Raw genomic sequence first — 18,677 nt, 5'->3', positions numbered from 1 at the left:
TTCCTCCCATAAGGTGATCGTACGTCCACGCGATACCAGGCCGGCACGCAGCAATTTAAAGCTGCCGTCGGCCTTCAAATCCGACCAGTCCACGACAATCACCGGACGTGGCTGGCGAATCAGCCAATGCGCCATGCCGCTATAGAGGTCCCGACGTTGGCGTGTCAGTGGAGCGCTTCGCAGCAAGCGATCGGCCGCTTTCAAAGGTCCTCGGACATGCGTGGCACCCGGCCAGTGGCGTGCCATCTCGGTCAAGGTCAACCAACTGCCTGCACCCAACGCATCCACTGCCCGCAACATTACCGCTGACGTCGAAGCGTGGAGACGGTCCAAGACTTTGCCGAGGCATTGCGGCAAGATACGGCTGGGCAGCATGGGCGTAGGTCTCCTTGGCCTAGACACCCATACGGATACTGAAACCCATGCTCGCCCGCTAGCTATCTCTTTGATTTTGGCGACACCGTCGCCGAAAAAACGTGGGGATACCTCAGCCCCAACCCTCCCCAGGCGAAGCCGGGGGAGAGGGAGCAGACTTCGCAAGTCCGAGTACTGAAGTTCAACCTCAGTCAGGCACCCTCTCCCCTGGCTTCGCCGGTCTATACAGCCGGAGGAGAGGGTGGGGTGAGGGGATGCTCGCGATGCGTAAGCGAGCAGCCATCGCACTTCAAACAAAAAGAAAGGCCCCGCTCTCGCGAGGCCTCTCCATGTAAAGCAGGCGCGAACAGCGAGGACTTAGAAGTCCATGCCGCCCATGCCGCCCATACCGCCGGCCGGGCCGTGCGAGTGGGCTTCTTCCTTCTTCGGCACTTCGGTCACGGCCGCTTCGGTCGTGATGATCGAGCCAGCCACCGAGGCGGCGAACTGCAGGGCCGAACGGGTCACCTTGGTCGGATCCAGGATGCCGAAGGCGATCATGTCGCCGAACTCGCCTGTGGCAGCGTTGTAGCCGAAGTTGCCGTTGCCTTCCTTCACCTTGTTCAGGACGACGGAGGGCTCGTCACCGGCGTTGGCGACGATGGCGCGCAGCGGCGCTTCCAGAGCACGACGGGTGATGGCGATACCCAGGTCCTGGTCGGCGTTGATGCCCTTGATGCCTTCGATGGCCTTGAGCGAACGAATCAGAGCCACGCCACCGCCCGGCACTACGCCTTCTTCAACGGCTGCGCGCGTGGCGTGCAGCGCGTCTTCGACGCGAGCCTTCTTTTCCTTCATTTCGACTTCGGTCGCAGCGCCGACCTTGATCACGGCCACACCGCCAGCCAGCTTGGCCACGCGCTCCTGCAGCTTCTCGCGATCGTAATCGGACGAGGTCTCTTCGATCTGCGCCTTGATCTGGCCAATGCGCGACTGGATGCGCTCGGCTTCGCCGGCACCGTCGATGATGGTGGTGTTTTCCTTGGTGATCACCACGCGCTTGGCACGGCCCAGATCCTGGATCGTGGCCTTCTCGAGCTGCAGGCCCACTTCCTCGGAGATCACCTGGCCGTTGGTCAGGATGGCGATGTCTTCCAGGATGGCCTTGCGACGATCGCCGAAGCCCGGCGCCTTGACGGCGGCGACCTTGACGATGCCACGGATGGTGTTGACCACCAGGGTGGCCAGGGCTTCGCCCTCGACTTCCTCGGCAACGATCAGCAGCGGCTTACCGGCCTTGGCAACGGCTTCGAGCACCGGCAGCAGTTCGCGGACGTTCGACACCTTCTTGTCGTGGATCAGGATGAAGGGGTCGTCCAGCTCGACCTGCTGGCTCTGTTGGTTGTTGATGAAATACGGCGACAGGTAACCGCGGTCGAACTGCATGCCTTCGACGACGTCCAGCTCGTTCTCGAGACCCGAGCCTTCCTCCACCGTGATCACGCCTTCCTTGCCGACCTTCTTCATGGCGGTGGCGATGATTTCGCCGATCGCCGAGTCGGAGTTGGCCGAGATCGTGCCGACCTGGGCGATTGCCTTGTCGTCGGCGGTCGGGTTGGAGAGCTTCTTCAGCTCGGCCACGGCAGCGCCGACGGCCTGGTCGATACCGCGCTTGAGGTCCATCGGGTTCATGCCGGCGGCGACAGCCTTGAGGCCTTCCTGGATGAACGCCTGGGCCAGCACCGTGGCCGTCGTGGTGCCGTCACCGGCCACGTCGGAGGTCTTGGAAGCGGCCTCCTTGACGATCTGCGCACCGATGTTCTCGTACTTGTCGGCCAGTTCGATTTCCTTGGCGACGGAGACGCCGTCCTTGGTGACGGTCGGAGCGCCGAAGCTCTTCTCGAGCACGACGTTGCGGCCCTTCGGACCCAGGGTGACCTTCACGGCGTTGGCCAGGGTGTTCACACCCTTGAGCATGCGGGCGCGAACGTCTTCGCTGAAGCGGACTTCTTTAGCAGCCATGTTGTTGTTCCTTCGAATTCAGTAGGTGGGAAGAGGTGCGGGAGAGGCCGATCAGCCTTCGATCACCGCGACGATGTCGTCTTCCTTCAGGAAGACCAGCTCTTCGCCGTCGATCTTGATTTCCTGGCCGGCGTACTTGCCGAACAGGACCACGTCGCCTTCCTTCAGCGACATCGGGCGCACGTTGCCGTCTTCGAGGATACGGCCGGTACCGGCAGCAATGACCTTGCCGCGGGTCGGCTTTTCGGTGGCGCTATCGGGGATGACGATGCCGCCAGCGGAGACGCGCTCTTCTTCGAGGCGCTTGACGATGACGCGATCGTGCAGCGGACGCAGTTTGCTCATGGATAGCACTCCAGCTAGTGGATTGATGTAAAAAGTTTTTTCGGGAGAAGGCCGCGATACGGAGAAGCCGCTGCTAGCACTCAACCCTAGTGAGTGCCAATTCTAGCGATGCAAACTCCCCCTGCAAGGGGTCGCGTCCATCCGACCTGCCTGGGTAGTGGGGGAACTGGCCGGAGCTTTCAAGGGCGGCTAGGCTGCACGCATGAATCCGGTCCTGCTTTGCTACTGCACCTGCCCCAGCTCGGAGACCGCCCAGGCACTGGCCCAGCACCTGGTCGGGGAGTCCCTGGCGGCCTGCGTGAACCTGTTGCCGAAGGTCACCTCGATCTACCGTTGGGAAGGCAAGGTGACCACGGACAGCGAAGTCCTACTTTTGATCAAGACCACCGAGAGCCGCTTCCCGGCATTAAAGGCCAGGCTGCTTGAGCTGCATCCTTACGAGGTGCCCGAGCTGATCGGCGTGCCCGTCGCGCTGGGCCACGAGGCTTATCTCGATTGGGTCCGCAACGAGACCTGAGGCAGTTGGCTCGCCAGCTCAGGCTGCACGCCTTCGATACGCCGGATGACCTTGCCCTGGGCATCGACCAGGAGCACGGTCGGCACGTGCATCACCCGAAAGCTGCGGAACAACTGGCCCGAATCGTCCAGAGTCAGCGGAATGCCGACCCTGTATGTGCGCTGGTAATCGATCAGATCGTCCCGCGCCGCCCATAAGCCCGAGGCCACGCCGAGCCAGCGCAGGTCGGCGCGACTACGAGCCAACGCATCGGCCTGCTCGCGCACGTCACGGCAGCTTTGCGACAGCTGCGGCCGGCTCTTGGCCAGGTAGCTTTCGCACCACGGCGAGAGGAATACCAGCACTGTGGGCCGCGGATCGCGAAGCCGGAAGTCTTTGCTCGTCAACGTCCTGACGGTGACGTCGGGAACCGTGTCGCCAACGCCGATCGGCTTCGGATCGGCCGTAGATGTTTTGATCGGGCTCGTCGGTGGCAACGGCGAGGCAGTGCGTGCGGCTTGCAAAGCGGCATCGAGACGCGCGTTGGCTTCGTGGCCCACGTAGAGGACCCGGCCGTCGCGCCCGATCACGACGTGCTGCGGCGTGACCCGCAGACGAAAGGCTTCGCCAAGCGTGCCGTCGTCGAAGACGATCGGCATGGTCAGGCCGACGCCACGGCGATACTTGCGTACTTCCTCGACGCTGTCGTCGAAACCGACATCGATGGCAATGACTGCCATATCCGGGCCGGCCTCTTCATAAGTGCGTTCCAGGTGCGGCATCTGCTCGCGGCAAGGAATGCACCAGGTCGCCCAGAACTTCAGATAGACCGCTTTCTTCCCATAGAGCTGAGCCAGGTCGATCGTCTGGCCGTCGATGGTCTTGAGCACCATCGCTGGCGCCGGGGTACCGACCAGGCTGCGACCGGCGGCTTCGGCGCGCTGCTGGCCGCTATCGCCTGCGTGCGCGATGCCGACGAGAAAAAGAAGGAGCAAACCGAGGGCGTAACGCATGACCGATACCGACAGAGACAATACGCGGCATGCTGCGACGCCTCCGGATGACGCATAAGCGCCACTTGGCGGAAAAATCACCGGACCACTGGCAACGCGTCCACCGCGCGACGGACGGCCTTATCGATAGCGCCGGATTCGATCGAGCCCAGGCCGAACGTCACGCCGCGCCAAGGGTGTTCGCCGATACCGTAGCCGGCCAGGTTTTCCAGCCGAATGCCTGCCACTTCCGCCGCCTGTATCCAGGTGGCTACATCTACGCCAGGGATCGCTTCTGCGGTCAGGTGCAGCCCCGCATCGGCATGCACCGCCTTGAGGAAACCGCCGGCATGGCGTTGCAAAGCATCTAGCAGGCGTTCGCGTCGTTCGGCATAAGTCCTGCGCATCTTGCGGATGTGCCGCACCAGATGACCTTCGGCAATGAAGGAAGCCAAGGTCTCCTGTGCAAGCAAATCGCCATGCCAGTCGCTCAGCCATTTGGCGTGGACGATGGCGGCTTTGAGCCAGGGTGGCATCACGACATAACCCAGCCGCAAACTCGGGAACAGACATTTGGAGAATGTGCCGACATAACAGACCGCACCGCAACGATCGAGCGTCTGCAAGGCATCCAGTGGCCGGCTGCCATAACGGAACTCGCCATCGTAGTCGTCCTCGATCACGGTGGCGCGATGCGCCTGCGCAAAGTCGAGCAGCGCAGCGCGACGAGACGGCGATAGCGGCATACCGAGAGGAAACTGATGCGAAGGGGTGACATAGACAACATTCGCGCTCGCCGGAATCGCCTCGACCACCAAGCCTTGCGCATCCACCGGCACCGGCACGATCCGCGCGCCTGCCGCCTCGAACGCGGCGCGCAGCGGCGGATAGCCAGGGTTTTCTACCGCCACCGTCGTTTCCCCCGGCGTCACCAATACGCGCGCCAACAGATCGAAGGCCTGCTGAGCACCGCTGGTCACCAGGATGTCGTCCGGCTCGCAGGCCACTGCGCGCGCGAATGAGACATGCCGCGCGATCGCCTCACGCAACACCGGTTGCCCTTGAGGGGTTTTGTAGAGCGAATGCGCTTTGGACAAAGCACGCAGCGCGCGCGCCGATAAGCGCCGCCAGACATCGAAGGGAAAGTTGGCAATATCCGGCACGCCGACTCGGAAATCGTCGGCAAATACCCTTGGCGGTAACGGCAGCGTTCCTGGCTTGCGCCAATAGGGCGCAAGACGCTCATCTTCGGGTACGCGCACCAGCCGCGCTGCGGGGCGTGAGGCGATATCGGCCACGTAATTGCCTGCGCCGTGGCGCGCGACCACATAGCCCTCGCTAAGCAGTAAATCGTAGGCCGCGACCACGGTATTGCGCGAAACGCCGAGCGCCAGCGATAGCTCACGCGTGGCCGGCAGGCGGGCACCGGGCTTGAGCCGCCCATCGAGGATGGCCGCGCGCAACTGGGCATGCAACGCCGCCTGACGTTGCCGCGAACCGGGACCGGGCAGCTCCAGGGGGAACTCGAACAGATGGCTCATGGCAAGGATGGCCCGACCGCCTTAAGTGGTCCACTAGATTTGATCTCTTGTGGCCCTTTTGCAAGTCCACAAGCTCCCCTAAAGTGCCCTTATCCCCTGTCGCGAGCACCCGCCATGATCGATGTGTATTTCGCCCCCACACCCAATGGCCTGAAGATCAAACTGTTCTTCGAGGAAACCGGCCTGCCCTGTCGCTTCGTCCCGGTGAGCCTGAGCAAGGGGCAGCAATTCGAACCTGCCTTCCTGGCCATTTCGCCGAACAACAAGATTCCCGCCATCGTCGACCATGCGCCACTGGGCGGTGGTGAGCCGATCCAGGTGTTCGAGTCGGGCGCGATCCTTATCTACCTGGCCGAAAAATCCGGCCATTTCCTGCCGCAAAGCACACGTGAGCGGCTCGAAGTACTGAAATGGCTGTTCTGGCAGGTCGGTGGCCTGGGCCCCATGGCCGGGCAAGCCGGACATTTCAATGTCTATGCGCCCGAGCCGGTGCCCTATGCGATCGATCGCTACACCCATGAAGTCGCCCGCCTCTATGGCGTGCTGAATCGCCAGCTGGATGGCCGCGAGTTCGTCGCGGGCGATTTCTCCATCGCCGATATCGCCATCTATCCGTGGATCGTGCCGCACGAAGCGCACGGCCAGTCGCTGGACGATTTCCCACACCTCAAGCGCTGGTTCGAAGCGATCGCCGCGCGGCCGGCCACCGTCCGAACCTATGAAGGCGTGGAGAGTTCGTACGTCAGGAAGTACATCTCCGACGAGGAGCGACGGATTCTTTTCGGGCACAAATGACGTAAGGACAGGAGTGAGGATTGAGTAAGAGCAGACATTGTTCGCCGCTTTCTTGATCCGCTTTCCCTTACTCCTCACGCCCCTCCACTCTCTCCTTGAACCCGAGCCTCCATGAACGTCGCAGCCCTGATCCTCCTGGGCGCCCTCTGGGGCGCATCGTTCCTGTTCATGCGCATGGGTGCCGATGCCTTCGGCGCCATTGCGCTGGCCGGCATGCGTGCCTTGGTCGGCGGCGCATGCTTCCTGCCGCTGTTCATCGCATCGGAACGCCGCGCGGAATGGCGGGCACATTGGAAACCGATCCTGTTGATAGGCATCACCAATTCGGCATTGCCGTTCGTGCTGTTCTCGCTGGCCGCAAAAATGCTGCCTGCAGGTTTGTCGTCGATCTTCGATGCGATCACACCGCTACTGGTGGCCGCTTCGGGTTGGTTGTGGCTTGGCGAGAAATTGAATGCGCAAAGCGTGACCGGCTTGCTGCTGGGATTAATTGGCGTCGTTTGGCTGGTCGGCGATTCGACGCTTGCCGGCACTTATGGCACGAACGCGGGATGGGCGATGGCCGCATGCATCGGCGCGACGGTGTGCTACGCATTCTCGGTGCATTACAGCCATCGACGTTTGCGCCATATCTCGCCGCTGACGGCTGCGGCGAGCAGCCAGATCGTTGCGGCGGTCGTGTTGCTGCCGCTGACAGTCTGGCTATGGCCGGCAGCGACACCCGCCGCCCCAGCCTGGGGCGCGATGATCGGCCTGGCCGTGGCCTGTACCTCGGTGGCCTACGTGCTGTTCTTCCGCCTGATCGCACAGATCGGCACCACGCGCACCATGACCGTGCTCTACCTGATTCCGGCCTTCGGCGTGCTCTGGGGCTGGTGGTTTCTGGCCGAAGCCTTTACGCCCGGCATGGCCGTCGGCTGCGTGGTCATTCTTGCCGGGGTGGCGTTAACCCTCGGGCCGGTTCGAACGAAGACTATGAAACCGGCGGTACAGGAGCCGGTATAAACGAAGCCTCAAGCTTGTTGTCCAAGTCATAATCGCTTTTTCCTGCGCTTCGGCGCAGGCCCATCGCTGGAGTTGCAATGCGTTCGATTTCCCTGGCCCTGCGTCTATGGATGCCGCTGATGCTTTTGCTCGGTAGCGCACAGGCCTTTGCACAAGACGATACCGACGGCCTGCTGCCGGTGACCGAAGCCTATAAGCTCAGCACCGACACCAGCACGCCGGGCGTGCTGAAACTGCATTGGACCATCGCGCCGGACTATTACCTCTATCGCGGCCGCATGAAATTCAAGGGCGGCGACGGGATCACGATCGGCACCGCCACGCTGCCGGACGGCGAGAAGCATCACGACGAATACCTGGGTGACGTAGAGACCTACCACCATGGCGTGGATGCCAGCATTCCCTATACGGTCGCCACCGGCACGACGCGGCTGACGCTCAGTGTGCAGTACCAGGGCTGCCACGAAGTCGAGCCGAAGATCTGCTATCCGCCGCATACCGAAAAACTCGACTTGCCGCTGCCGGCCGGTGCGCCAATCGCGGCGACGGATGCTCCAGCAGCCACGGCGCCAACGCTGGGCAGTGCGCTCAATCGGTTCGGCGGCAAAACCGACGCCGGTGCCGCACCCGGTATGGACAGCGCGCCGTTGCCGCCCGAGCAGGCATTCCGTTTTGAAGCGCTGGCACGCAAGCCGGACGAACTGCTGCTGCGCTGGACCATGCCCAAGGATTACTACCTGTATCGCGACCAGACGGTCTTGCACGTCAAAAACGCCGATGGCGTAAAACTCGAGCCGCATTGGCCGGCCGGCGTCGTCAAGGGCGACCCGCATTTCGGCACCACCACCGTGTTCTTCGGCCAGGTCGAATTGCCCGTCACAGTCAGTGGCGATCTGGGTGGCCGCAAGTCGCTGGACCTGGAAGCGAGTTTCCAGGGCTGCCAGGACGGCGGCCTGTGCTATCCGCTGATGACGCGCGCGCTGACCGTCGACTTGTCGGGTGGAGCAGTCGCCACCGGCACGCCCACCGATGGCCCGGCGCCGGAACAACCGCCGGCACGCGACACGCTGGATGTCAGCCTGTGGTCGGCCCTGCTGCTGGCGCTCGGTGGCGGCCTGGTGCTCAACCTGATGCCCTGCGTGCTGCCGGTGTTGTCGATCAAGGCAATCGGGTTGATCGAGGGCGGCGAGAGTCCGGCGCGTCGGCGCAGCCACGCGCTGATGTATACGGCCGGCGTGCTGGTCAGCTTCATCGCGCTGGGCCTGATCATCATTTCACTCAAGCAGGCCTGGGGTTCGCAGATGCAGAACCCGCTGGTGGTGTCGGTACTCGCCCTGGTGATGCTCGCGGTGGCGTTATCGATGTCGGGTGTCGTGCAATTCGGCACCTCGCTGGGCAATACCGGCAGCGCCCTGGCCAATCGCTCCGGTCCTGCCGGCGACTTCTTCACCGGCGTATTGGCCGTTGTCGTGGCCAGCCCCTGCACCGCGCCATTTATGGGCACCGCGCTGGCTTATGCGCTCGCCGCACCCACGCTCAACGCCTTGCTGGTGTTCCTGATGCTCGGCATCGGCCTGGCCCTGCCCTTCCTCGCGGTCGGCTACGTGCCTGCGCTGGCCAGGCTGCTGCCGCGGCCGGGCGCGTGGATGGAGACGCTCAAGCAGGTGCTGGCCTTCCCGATGTACCTGGCCGCCGTGTGGCTGGCTTGGGTGCTTGCGCACCAGCGCGGCGCCGATGCAGTCGGCCTGCTGCTGGTCGCGGCGGTGCTGTTGGCGATGACGCTATGGTGGTTCGAGCGCAGCCGCTCGCGCGGTGCAGTCAGCAGAGCACTGGTCGTCGTGTTATTGCTGCTGGCGATCGCACCGGTCTACACCCTGGCCAAGCTGCCGGCACCGAGTCACACGGAACCGGCGACCGATGGCGTCGTTGCGTTTACGCCGGCCAAGCTGGAGGAACTGCGCAAGGCCGGCACGCCGGTCTTTGTCGACATGACGGCCGACTGGTGCATCACCTGCAAGGCGAATGAGCACACCGTGCTGGATACCGATGCCTTCCGCGCTCAGCTCAAGCAGGCCGGCGCGGTTTATATGAAGGGCGACTGGACCAACGAAGACCCGGCCATTACGGCCTTCCTCGATCAATACCACACGCCGGGTGTGCCGCTTTATGTGGTTTTTCCGAAGAACGGGGGCCCTGGGCGGAAATTGCCGACGGTGTTGACGGGGTCGCTGGTGGAGCAGGCACTGGTTGAAGCCAGCAAATAGTGAAGAGGCTTGAGGAGCTAGAGAGCGCGAGCCGAGTACAACCCGAGGCGCTCAGCCCTGACGGCCGCGCTCCTCTACACTCACATCTCTCTCCTCTTCGTTTGCTCTTCGCTCACCCATGCTCTCCCGCAGCAATACCTTCATCCTGATCGCCGCCCTCCTCGTCGCCGTCGCCGGCGGCTGGATGCAACGAGCGAATCAGGAGCGACGAGCGCCCGAAGGCGTCGTGGCGCGACCCGGCGAGGTCCGCCCAGATCTGATCCTTACCGACATCGACGGCAAACCCCACGCCCTGTCCAGCTTCCGCGCCCGGCGCGTGCTGCTCAACTTCTGGGCCAGCTGGTGCGGCCCCTGTCTGGACGAAATGCCGGCTTTGGCGCGAATACAGGAAAAGTTCGGCGAAAAAGAGCTGATCGTCGTCGGTATTGCGATGGACGACCCGGCGCAGGTTCGCTCATTCTTGGCGCAGCACCCTGTCCCTTACCCTATTCTGATGGGCCAATTGGAGTCGCCCAGCACCTCGCTGCGACTCGGGGATACCGGCGAAGTTCTGCCGTTCAGCGTGCTTTTAGACGCAGATGGCCGCATTTTGGCGACTCGCCGGGGCGCACTGCCCGACGCGCAACTGGCCGATTGGCTTCGCTAAAACGCGTCACGGACCCACATACGGCGGCGCACGGACTTCTTCACACTTCTGCAGCAAACATCGCCGATCTGCGCCGAACTGGACAACATTGCCGAGTGCGCGCACACTCCGCCCGGTTCGCACCCTGGCGGGTGTGTCTACAGGGTAGCGAGGCGTGGCGAAATTTCTGGTCCTGCACGGGCCCAACCTTAATTTGCTGGGCACCCGTGAGCCGGAGATCTATGGCCGGCAGACTCTCGCCGATATCGATGCCGGCCTGGTTCGCCAGGCGCAGGCGGCCGGGCACAGCCTCACGAGCTTCCAATCCAACGCCGAGCATGAGCTCATCGATCGCGTGCACGAGGCACGCGGCGACGGCGTGGCGATCATCCTGATCAATCCGGGCGCACTGACCCATACCAGCATCGCCCTGCGCGACGCCCTGCTGGGCGTGGCGATCCCGTTCATCGAGCTTCACCTGTCCAACGTGCACGCGCGCGAGCCGTTCCGCCGGCATTCCTATCTGGCCGATGTCGCTATTGGTCAGGTCTGCGGTTTCGGCCCGGATAGCTATCGGCTGGCGCTGGACGCCGCCATCGCGCGGCTGGACCGCACCGCCTGACATTTCCATTTTCCCTTCCAGCCGCCTTCGTGCGGCAGCAACGATAAGGTTTCGACCCATGGACTTGCGCAAGATCAAAAAGCTGATCGACCTGCTTGAGGAATCCAACCTCGCCGAACTGGAGATCAAGGAGGGCGAGGAAGTCGTGCGCCTTTCGCGCGTGCCCAAGGGTAGCGTCACTGTCGCAGCCGCACCCGTCGCTGTTGCCGCGCCTGCCGTGGCCACCGCTCCAGCCGCAGCGGCCGCCCCGGCTGCCGCGCCGGCCGCCGCAGCCCTGCCCGACGGCCATGTGGTCAAGGCGCCGATGGTCGGTACCTTCTACGCCTCCGCCAGCCCGGGCGCCGCGGCCTTCGTCAAGATCGGCCAGCAGGTCAAGGCCGGCGAAACGCTGGGCATCATCGAGGCCATGAAGATGTTCAACCAGATCGAAGCCGATGTCGGCGGCACCGTACAGGCGATCCTGATCGAGAACGGACAGCCGGTGGAGTTCGACCAGCCGATGTTCGTGATCGCCTGAGCGGCCGCGCACTTATGCAAAAGCTAGAAAAAGTTCTGATCGCCAATCGCGGCGAAATCGCCTTGCGCGTACTGCGTGCCTGCCACAGCCTGGGAATCAAGACCGTCGCGGTACACTCCACCGCCGACCGCAATCTCAAGCACGTGGGCCTGGCCGACGAGGCGATCTGCATCGGCCCGGCACCGTCGGCCGAGAGTTACTTGAATATCCCGCGCATCATTGCGGCGGCGGAGATCACCGACGCGCAGGCCATCCATCCCGGCTATGGTTTTCTGTCCGAGCGTGCCGACTTCGCCGAGCAAGTGGAGAAGTCGGGCTTCATCTTCATCGGTCCGACGGCCGACGTGATTCGCCTGATGGGCGACAAGGTCGAGGCCATCCGTGCGATGAAGGCCGCCGGCGTTCCGTGCGTACCCGGCTCGGGCGGTCCGCTGGGCGACAACGTGGATGAGAACATCCGCATCGCGCGCGAGATCGGCTACCCGGTGATCATCAAGGCCGCCGGCGGCGGCGGCGGTCGCGGCATGCGCGTGGTGCGCACCGAAGCGCACCTGGGCAACGCCATCACCATGACCAAGCAAGAGGCCAAGGCGGCCTTCGGCAACGATCAGGTGTACATGGAGAAGTTCCTGGAAAATCCACGTCATGTGGAGATCCAAGTCCTCGCCGACGGCCAGGGCCATGCGATCCACTTGGGCGAACGCGATTGCTCGATGCAGCGCCGCCACCAGAAGGTCGTCGAAGAAGCGCCGGCACCGGGCATCACGCCAGAATTGCGCGCGCAGATCGGCCAGGTCTGCGTGGAAGCCTGCCTGCGCATCGGCTATCGCGGCGCCGGCACCTTCGAGTTCCTGTTCGAAGACGGTCGCTTCTACTTCATCGAAATGAACACGCGCATCCAGGTAGAGCATCCGGTGACCGAGCTGATTACCGGCATCGATCTGGTACGCGAGCAGTTGCTGATCGCCGCTGGCGAGAAGCTGCGTATCCGGCAGGAAGATATCAAGTTCACCGGCCATGCGATCGAATGCCGCGTCAATGCCGAGGATCCCGATACTTTCATGCCCAGCCCCGGCGAAGTGAAACGCTTCGAGGCACCGGGCGGCCCGGGTGTGCGCGTAGATACGCATCTGTACGATGGCTATCGCATTCCGCCGAATTACGACTCGATGATCGGCAAGCTGATCGTGCATGGCCCGGATCGCGAAACGGCGATCGCGCGCATGCGTTTGGCCCTGGCCGAAACGGTGATCGAAGGCGTCAAGTGCAATATCCCGTTGCAGCAGCGCATCATGGCCGACGCGGGTTTCCAGCATGGCGGACAGAACATCCACTACCTGGAAAAGCGCATGGCCGAACAGAAGGAAAAAGCGGGATAACCTTAAGGAGATAGGAAAGAGGGATGAGAAGTTAGAAAGAGCATACCGAGGGGCGACACCGTCTCTATTCATGCTCCTCGACACTCTCTTCCCACTCCTCCTCACTTACTGCTTAGCCCGCATTCATTCACTCGCCGCTCGACAATGCCCGACCTTCTCACCCTGCGCCAAACCATCGAAGCCATCGTCGCCTGCTGCGACGACGGCGATGTGTGGGACCGCTATGCCTGGGTGTACGCCGATGGCGACGATCCCTTGGACGCTCGGTTCTATCTTTCTTCCGGCGACGAAGAAGACGAATTGCTGGTCGACGAAGATGGCGAAGGCTTGCCGCCTTTTGCCGCCGAACACGCACTCACGCACTACCTCGAAGCAGCGACGTTCGCCGATGTACTGATTGTGCAGAAGCGCCAACGGCCGCTGTCGACGCCGGAAGATTATGCTCGCGCGCTCGATTTCTACCATCGCCGCGATGCCTTTCTCGATCTGGGCGAGGCTTCCGAAAGCGATATCGACGAAGCATTGCGCGCGGGATTGTCCACGGGCTTGTTCACCGAATACGACTTGGTGTTGGCAGCGTGTCCGCCGGAACGCGTCGGCGACGCCGCACGCACCGTCGCCGAGCTCTTTGCTCTGTCGATCGCCGAAGCCCTCGCGCTATGCCGCCAGTTGCCGCTGAGCCTGGGCCGTCGCGTCAATCGCCGCGACGGCGAGCGCATCGAACGTCGCTTCACCGCGCTTGGCCTGCCGCTGCAAAAAACCGAGCACCGCGCATTGCCCTGGACCTGAAGCAAACCGCGCGGTGCACCCGATGTGCTCTTGCCCTCCTCAATCCTGACTCCTCTCCTCTCCCAACATGCCCTGGCTCGAACTCTCCCTCACTATCCGCGCCGAACAGCAGCCGCGCGTGGAAGAAGCGCTCGAAGACTTGAGCGCACTATCCATCACGCTGCAGGACGCCGACGCCGAAACGCCGGACGAACAAGCCATCTTCGAACCGGGTGTGGGTGAACTGCCGCTATGGCCGACAATCACCCTGAATGCGCTGTTCGATGCCGACACCGATCGGCGCGGCCTCGGTGAAGCGCTGGGCGAACTGCTCCCATGGCTGGAGCCCGACCAGATAGCGTTCCGCCAAGTGGACGACGAGGACTGGGAACGTGCGTGGATGGATCAATTCAAACCGATGCCCTTCGGCCGCCGGTTGTGGATCTATCCGTGGAATATCGAGCCCCCCGCCGATGGCGATATCGTGGTTGTGCGCCTCGACCCCGGGCTGGCCTTCGGCAGCGGCACTCATCCGACCACCGCCCTCTGCCTCGAATGGCTGGACGGCCTGCAGTTGAGCGGCAAGAACGTCACCGATTTCGGCTGCGGCTCGGGCATCCTGGCGATCGCCGCGCTCAAGCTCGGCGCCGCCAGCGCCATCGGCGTGGACAACGATCCGCAGGCACTGATGGCCTCGGCCGATAACGCCGATCGCAACGGCGTCGCAGAACGCCTGGCGCTGTTCCTGCCCGAAGACTTCGACGCCGAACCGGCCGATGTCTTCGTCGCCAATATCCTGGCCGGCCCGCTCGGCGAACTGGCACCGCAATTCGCCGCAGCCGCAGCTCCCGGCGCTCCTTTTGCCATCTCCGGCATCCTGCAGGGTCAGCAAGATGAATTGCTGCAGCGTTACGCGGAATGGTTCGAGGACTTGCGCGTGGATATGCGCGAAGATTGGGTGAGGATCAGCGGGGTGAGAAAAGCCTGAGAGCTTAGAGGTGAGTAAAGAGGGGCAAGGGGCGAGAGAAGAGCCGCCTTGGGCTTTTACTCACGCCTGACTCTTCTTCACTCGCTCCTCCCTTTACACCCGTCGCGCTGCCGGCCACCCTACACGCCATGTACACCCAGTGTCCCAAATGCATGTCCGTGTTCTCGCTCGATGCGCGCACGCTCGCGCAAGCGCACGGCTTTGTGATTTGCGGGCACTGCGGCGAGGGTTTCGACAGCATCGCCACACTGGCCGATGTATTGCCGCCGGAGCCCTTCGACGAGCTGCCGATCAACGAGGCAGGCATCGAGCCGCCGCAGTTGGAGTTGGCTGTCTATCGGCCGCGCGCCGTCGCGCCTGCACCGGGACCGGTACCGGCCCCCACCCGCTTCGACGATCTGCTGCCAAGCGATTTCACTCCACGCTTTGCACGCGGGCACGCGCCGCGGCCACGACGCTGGCCATGGCTGGTGGTCATTGCGCTCTTGTTGCTGTTGCTCGCCGCCCAATTGGCCTGGGCGCTGCGCGACCAGTTGATCGCAGACCCGCTGACCGGCCCGTGGTTGCATCAGGGCTGCCAGGCCCTCGGTTGTGAGCTGCCACTGGTTCGCGATGTCAAGCAACTGAAGTTATTGGCGCGCGACGTGCAAGCGCACCCGTCGGTTCCCGGCGCATTGCTGATCAGCGCCACCGTTCGCAACGATGCGCTCTTCGCCCAACCTTATCCGGTCGTCTCGATCACGCTTTCGGATGTCGACGGCAAGCGTATTGCGATGCGTCGGCTGCGCCCGAGCGAATACGTTGCCGACAGCTACGCACTGCAACATGGCTTGCCGGCCGGCACGGCAACGGCAGTCGTGCTGGAAGTCGAAGACCCGGGACAGCAGGCGGTCGCATTCGAATTGAGCTTCGAGTAATGCCCGACATTTCGTGCAGCGCTACATGACCGCCGCCGACTTGTCCATAAGCCAATCAGCAAATCCACAACTTGCTCATAACGACGCCCTGGCCTCTTAAATTTTCCGACCGACGCAGGTACACTCGGTCCCTTCGTCCCATGCTGCAACCGGCGTTCCACGCGAGCCGCCGCCCGCGGTGTTTGCCATAACCATCTGCCGTGGCCCAAGTAGCCGCAGCGCTAGTGAAATGAGGGATTGCCATTGAACGTGGTTAGACTGCCTGCTACCGAGGCTGCTAGGGAGTCTTCGTCGCAGAGCGCGCTGAGCGAGTGCGTAAGCCGCACCGTTCGCCGCTACCTGGCGGACATCGGCGATACCGAGTGTCAGGAAGGTCTGCACGCCCTGGTAATTCGCGAAGTCGAAGGCCCCCTGTTACGCGAAGTACTGGCATACCACGACGGCAACCAGAGCCGGGCCGCCGCCGTGCTCGGCATCAATCGTGCCACCTTGCGCAAGAAGCTGGCCCAGCACGGCCTGCTGTAACGGGTTTAGTTCAGGCGCTCCGGCGCCAGCGCCCATCGCCAGTTATAATTGGCGACTTTCGTAAGCAGGAAGTCGCCCCATGCCTCACCCCGCCATCGTGCCCATTCGCCGGGCGCTGATCAGCGTCTCGGACAAGACCGGACTCATTGAACTGGGCCAGCGCTTGGCTGCGGCTGGCGTCGAATTGCTGTCCACGGGCGGTAGTGCCAAGGCGCTGCGCGATGCGGGCGTTGCAGTCAAGGACGTCAGCGACGTTACCGGCTTCCCTGAAATCATGGATGGCCGCGTAAAAACCTTGCATCCCAAAGTGCATGGCGGCCTGCTCGGCCGGCGAGGTACGGACGATGCGACGATGGCCGAGCTGGGCATCGCGCCCATCGATCTGCTGGTGCTCAACCTGTATCCCTTCGAGCAAACTGTCGCACGCACCGGCTGCACATTGGACGAAGCGATCGAGAACATCGACATCGGCGGTCCGGCCATGCTGCGTTCTGCAGCGAAGAACTGGAACGATGTCGGTGTATTGACGTCGCCCGATCAGTACGCCGACGCCTTGAGCGAGATCGAACAACAAGGCGGCCTGAGCCGTGCGACGCGTTTCAAGCTCGCTGTCGCCGCGTTCAATCGCGTCTCCAACTACGACGCCGCGATCAGCGATTTTCTCTCTGGCGTCACGCTCAACGATACGCAGGATGCCATTGCCGGACACGAGACGTTCCCGGCACAGGTCAACAGCCGCTTCGTCAAACTGATGGACCTGCGCTACGGCGAGAACCCGCATCAGCAAGCCGCTTTCTATCGCGACCTGTATCCGGCCCCCGGCACGCTGGCGACCTTCCGTCAGCTGCAGGGCAAAGAACTCTCGTTCAACAACATCGCCGACGCCGACGCGGCCTGGGAATGCGTACGCAGTTTCAAGAAGCCCGCCTGCGTGATCGTCAAGCACGCCAATCCCTGCGGCGTGGCGGTCAATATCGAAGGTATCGGCCCGGCCTACGAGCGCGCCTACCAGACCGATCCGACCTCGGCCTTCGGCGGCATCATCGCTTTCAATCGCCCAGTCGACGGCGCCACCGCACGTACGATGGTCGAGCGCCAGTTCATCGAAGTGGTACTGGCTCCAGGCTATGACGACGAAGCGCTCAAAGCTTTCGCAAAGAAGGCCAACATACGCGTACTGCAGATCCCGCCGCCAGCCGATGGCAACCTCTACGATGCGCATCCGGGCAACGATGCCCGTCGCGTCGGCTCGGGCCTGCTGATCCAGACGGCCGATCGCGGCATGGTCGGCCCGGACGACTTGAAGATCGCCACCCGTCGCGCACCGTCCGAAACAGAGATCGACGACCTGATCTTTGCGTGGAAGGTCGCCAAATACGTCAAGAGCAATGCCATTGTCTATGCCCGCGATCGCCAGACCATCGGCATCGGCGCCGGCCAGATGAGCCGCGTCTACAGTGCACGCATCGCCGGCATCAAGGCGGCCGACGAGAAACTGGAAGTGCGCGGCTCGGTGATGGCTTCCGATGCTTTCTTTCCGTTCCGCGACGGCATCGATGCGGCGGCGGCAGCGGGGATTCGGGCAGTGATCCAGCCCGGCGGTTCGATGCGCGATGCCGAAGTGATTGCAGCGGCGGACGAACACGGCATGGCGATGGTATTTACCGGGATGCGCCATTTCAGGCACTGAGTGAGAGCAACCGCTGCGCGACCTGCGAGGTCGCGCCTGCGGCGCTGTGAGGAGTGAGGCGGAAAAGCGACGCTCTCTCCTCATCGTGTGCGCTAGCGAGCGGCCTCGTCGAGTTTCCGCGCATACCTTCGGGCCAGCACCGCACACGTCATCAACTGAATCTGATGAAACAGCATCAGCGGCAGCACGATCGCTCCAAGCGGCTGGCTGGCGAATAGCACCTTGGCCATCGGCACACCGCTGGCGAGGCTCTTCTTCGAACCGCAGAACACGATGGTGATTTCGTCTTCGCGACCGAATCCCAATGCCCGCGATCCATAGCGCGTCGTCAACAAGGCCACGGCAAGCAGAATGGCGTTGACGACGACCAGACCGCCCAGCACCGGCAGCGGCGTCTGTTTCCACAGACCTTGCAGGACCGCGGCGCTGAAGGCGGTATAGACCACCAGCAGGATCGAACCCTGGTCGACAAAGCCCAGCATCGCGCGGTTGCGGTCGACCCACCGGCCGATCCAGCGTTGCGCCACCTGGCCAGCCACGAACGGCACCAGCAGCTGCAACACGATGTCGCCCACGGCCGACCAATGCATGGCACCCCCATGCGCTTGCAGGACCACGCCGACCAGCAAGGGCGTCAGCACGATACCAAGCAGGCTGGAAGCCGAGGCCGAACAAATCGCCGCCGGAATATTGCCACGTGCCATCGAGGTGAAGGCAATCGACGACTGCACCGTGGACGGCAGTGTGCACAGGAACAGCACACCCAGGTAGAGCGCTGGCGTTACCAGCGGTGCCAGCAGCGGCTTGAGCAACAAGCCGAACAGCGGAAACA

18 protein-coding genes and 1 pseudogene are annotated in these 18,677 nt (G+C 63.1%); 13 read left to right on the top strand and 6 right to left on the bottom strand.

The features are described 5' to 3' along the window. From VIM98_RS11960 to groES, 3 genes and pseudogenes are all read right to left on the bottom strand, one after another. Positions 1-375: pseudogene (locus tag VIM98_RS11960) on the bottom strand (IS4 family transposase); the annotation flags it as partial. A gap of 357 nt (positions 376-732) precedes the next feature. Then, complete coding sequence (gene groL, locus VIM98_RS11955) at positions 733-2,376, bottom strand: chaperonin GroEL (RefSeq protein ID WP_331993338.1); 1,644 nt, start codon at positions 2,374-2,376, stop codon at positions 733-735. Positions 2,377-2,427: 51 nt separating this feature from the next. Next, positions 2,428-2,721, bottom strand: coding sequence for a co-chaperone GroES (groES, locus tag VIM98_RS11950; RefSeq protein ID WP_049623107.1), 294 nt, complete (start codon positions 2,719-2,721; stop codon positions 2,428-2,430). 202 nt (positions 2,722-2,923) lie between these two features. Between groES and cutA the strand changes: the two genes are divergently transcribed. Further along, a complete protein-coding gene (gene cutA / locus VIM98_RS11945; protein ID WP_331993337.1) occupies positions 2,924-3,238 on the top strand; it encodes a divalent-cation tolerance protein CutA in 315 nt (104 codons plus the stop codon). On the opposite strand, the gene VIM98_RS11940 is transcribed toward cutA, so the two are convergent. Both VIM98_RS11940 and VIM98_RS11935 read right to left on the bottom strand, forming a co-directional pair. Next, positions 3,208-4,230: a TlpA disulfide reductase family protein gene (locus VIM98_RS11940; protein ID WP_331993336.1), complete on the bottom strand. Its 1,023-nt coding sequence runs from the start codon at positions 4,228-4,230 to the stop codon at positions 3,208-3,210. The two genes, cutA and VIM98_RS11940, sit on opposite strands and share 31 nt — an antisense overlap. Positions 4,231-4,307: 77 nt before the next feature. After that, positions 4,308-5,750: a PLP-dependent aminotransferase family protein gene (locus VIM98_RS11935; protein WP_331993335.1), complete on the bottom strand. Its 1,443-nt coding sequence runs from the start codon at positions 5,748-5,750 to the stop codon at positions 4,308-4,310. Positions 5,751-5,864: 114 nt separating this feature from the next. On the opposite strand from VIM98_RS11935, the gene VIM98_RS11930 reads away from it, so the two are divergent. The 12 genes from VIM98_RS11930 to purH all read left to right on the top strand — a co-directional run bounded on the left by VIM98_RS11930 (position 5,865) and on the right by purH (position 17,845). Beyond that, positions 5,865-6,545: a glutathione binding-like protein gene (locus VIM98_RS11930; RefSeq protein WP_331993334.1), complete on the top strand. Its 681-nt coding sequence runs from the start codon at positions 5,865-5,867 to the stop codon at positions 6,543-6,545. A 111-nt stretch (positions 6,546-6,656) separates the two neighbouring features. After that, a complete protein-coding gene (locus tag VIM98_RS11925; protein ID WP_331993333.1) occupies positions 6,657-7,550 on the top strand; it encodes a DMT family transporter in 894 nt (297 codons plus the stop codon). A 77-nt stretch (positions 7,551-7,627) separates the two neighbouring features. Continuing rightward, positions 7,628-9,814, top strand: coding sequence for a protein-disulfide reductase DsbD (locus tag VIM98_RS11920; protein WP_331993332.1), 2,187 nt, complete (start codon positions 7,628-7,630; stop codon positions 9,812-9,814). A gap of 118 nt (positions 9,815-9,932) precedes the next feature. Further along, positions 9,933-10,460 (top strand): TlpA disulfide reductase family protein, encoded by a 528-nt coding sequence (locus VIM98_RS11915; protein WP_331993331.1) that lies wholly within the window; start codon positions 9,933-9,935, stop codon positions 10,458-10,460. A 154-nt stretch (positions 10,461-10,614) separates the two neighbouring features. Next, complete coding sequence (gene aroQ / locus VIM98_RS11910) at positions 10,615-11,061, top strand: type II 3-dehydroquinate dehydratase (protein WP_331993330.1); 447 nt, start codon at positions 10,615-10,617, stop codon at positions 11,059-11,061. 58 nt (positions 11,062-11,119) lie between these two features. Continuing rightward, positions 11,120-11,578, top strand: a complete 459-nt coding sequence (accB, locus tag VIM98_RS11905) for an acetyl-CoA carboxylase biotin carboxyl carrier protein (protein WP_331993329.1) — start codon at positions 11,120-11,122, stop codon at positions 11,576-11,578. A gap of 14 nt (positions 11,579-11,592) precedes the next feature. Further along, complete coding sequence (gene accC, locus VIM98_RS11900; protein ID WP_331993328.1) at positions 11,593-12,957, top strand: acetyl-CoA carboxylase biotin carboxylase subunit; 1,365 nt, start codon at positions 11,593-11,595, stop codon at positions 12,955-12,957. A gap of 144 nt (positions 12,958-13,101) precedes the next feature. Further along, positions 13,102-13,746, top strand: a complete 645-nt coding sequence (locus VIM98_RS11895) for a DUF7716 domain-containing protein (protein WP_331993327.1) — start codon at positions 13,102-13,104, stop codon at positions 13,744-13,746. A gap of 67 nt (positions 13,747-13,813) precedes the next feature. Beyond that, entirely contained in the window at positions 13,814-14,713 is a 900-nt protein-coding gene (gene prmA / locus VIM98_RS11890; RefSeq protein ID WP_331993326.1) for a 50S ribosomal protein L11 methyltransferase, read from the top strand. 128 nt (positions 14,714-14,841) lie between these two features. Further along, complete coding sequence (locus tag VIM98_RS11885) at positions 14,842-15,630, top strand: zinc-ribbon and DUF3426 domain-containing protein (protein ID WP_331993325.1); 789 nt, start codon at positions 14,842-14,844, stop codon at positions 15,628-15,630. A gap of 237 nt (positions 15,631-15,867) precedes the next feature. Then, positions 15,868-16,155 carry a helix-turn-helix domain-containing protein gene (locus VIM98_RS11880; RefSeq protein WP_331993324.1) on the top strand — a complete coding sequence of 96 codons (288 nt, stop codon included), beginning with the start codon at positions 15,868-15,870 and terminating at the stop codon, positions 16,153-16,155. A 79-nt stretch (positions 16,156-16,234) separates the two neighbouring features. Further along, positions 16,235-17,845, top strand: coding sequence for a bifunctional phosphoribosylaminoimidazolecarboxamide formyltransferase/IMP cyclohydrolase (purH, locus tag VIM98_RS11875; protein ID WP_331993323.1), 1,611 nt, complete (start codon positions 16,235-16,237; stop codon positions 17,843-17,845). A gap of 92 nt (positions 17,846-17,937) precedes the next feature. Here the strand turns inward: purH and VIM98_RS11870 are convergent. After that, the coding region (locus VIM98_RS11870) for a bile acid:sodium symporter family protein (RefSeq protein WP_331993322.1) at positions 17,938-18,677 on the bottom strand (740 nt) is incomplete at its 5' end.

This window comes from Dyella sp. (assembly GCF_036568765.1).
GTDB lineage: Bacteria > Pseudomonadota > Gammaproteobacteria > Xanthomonadales > Rhodanobacteraceae > GSA-30.
The sequence above is the reverse complement of the archived record's forward strand: the minus strand, read 5'-3'. Positions and strand labels throughout refer to the sequence as shown.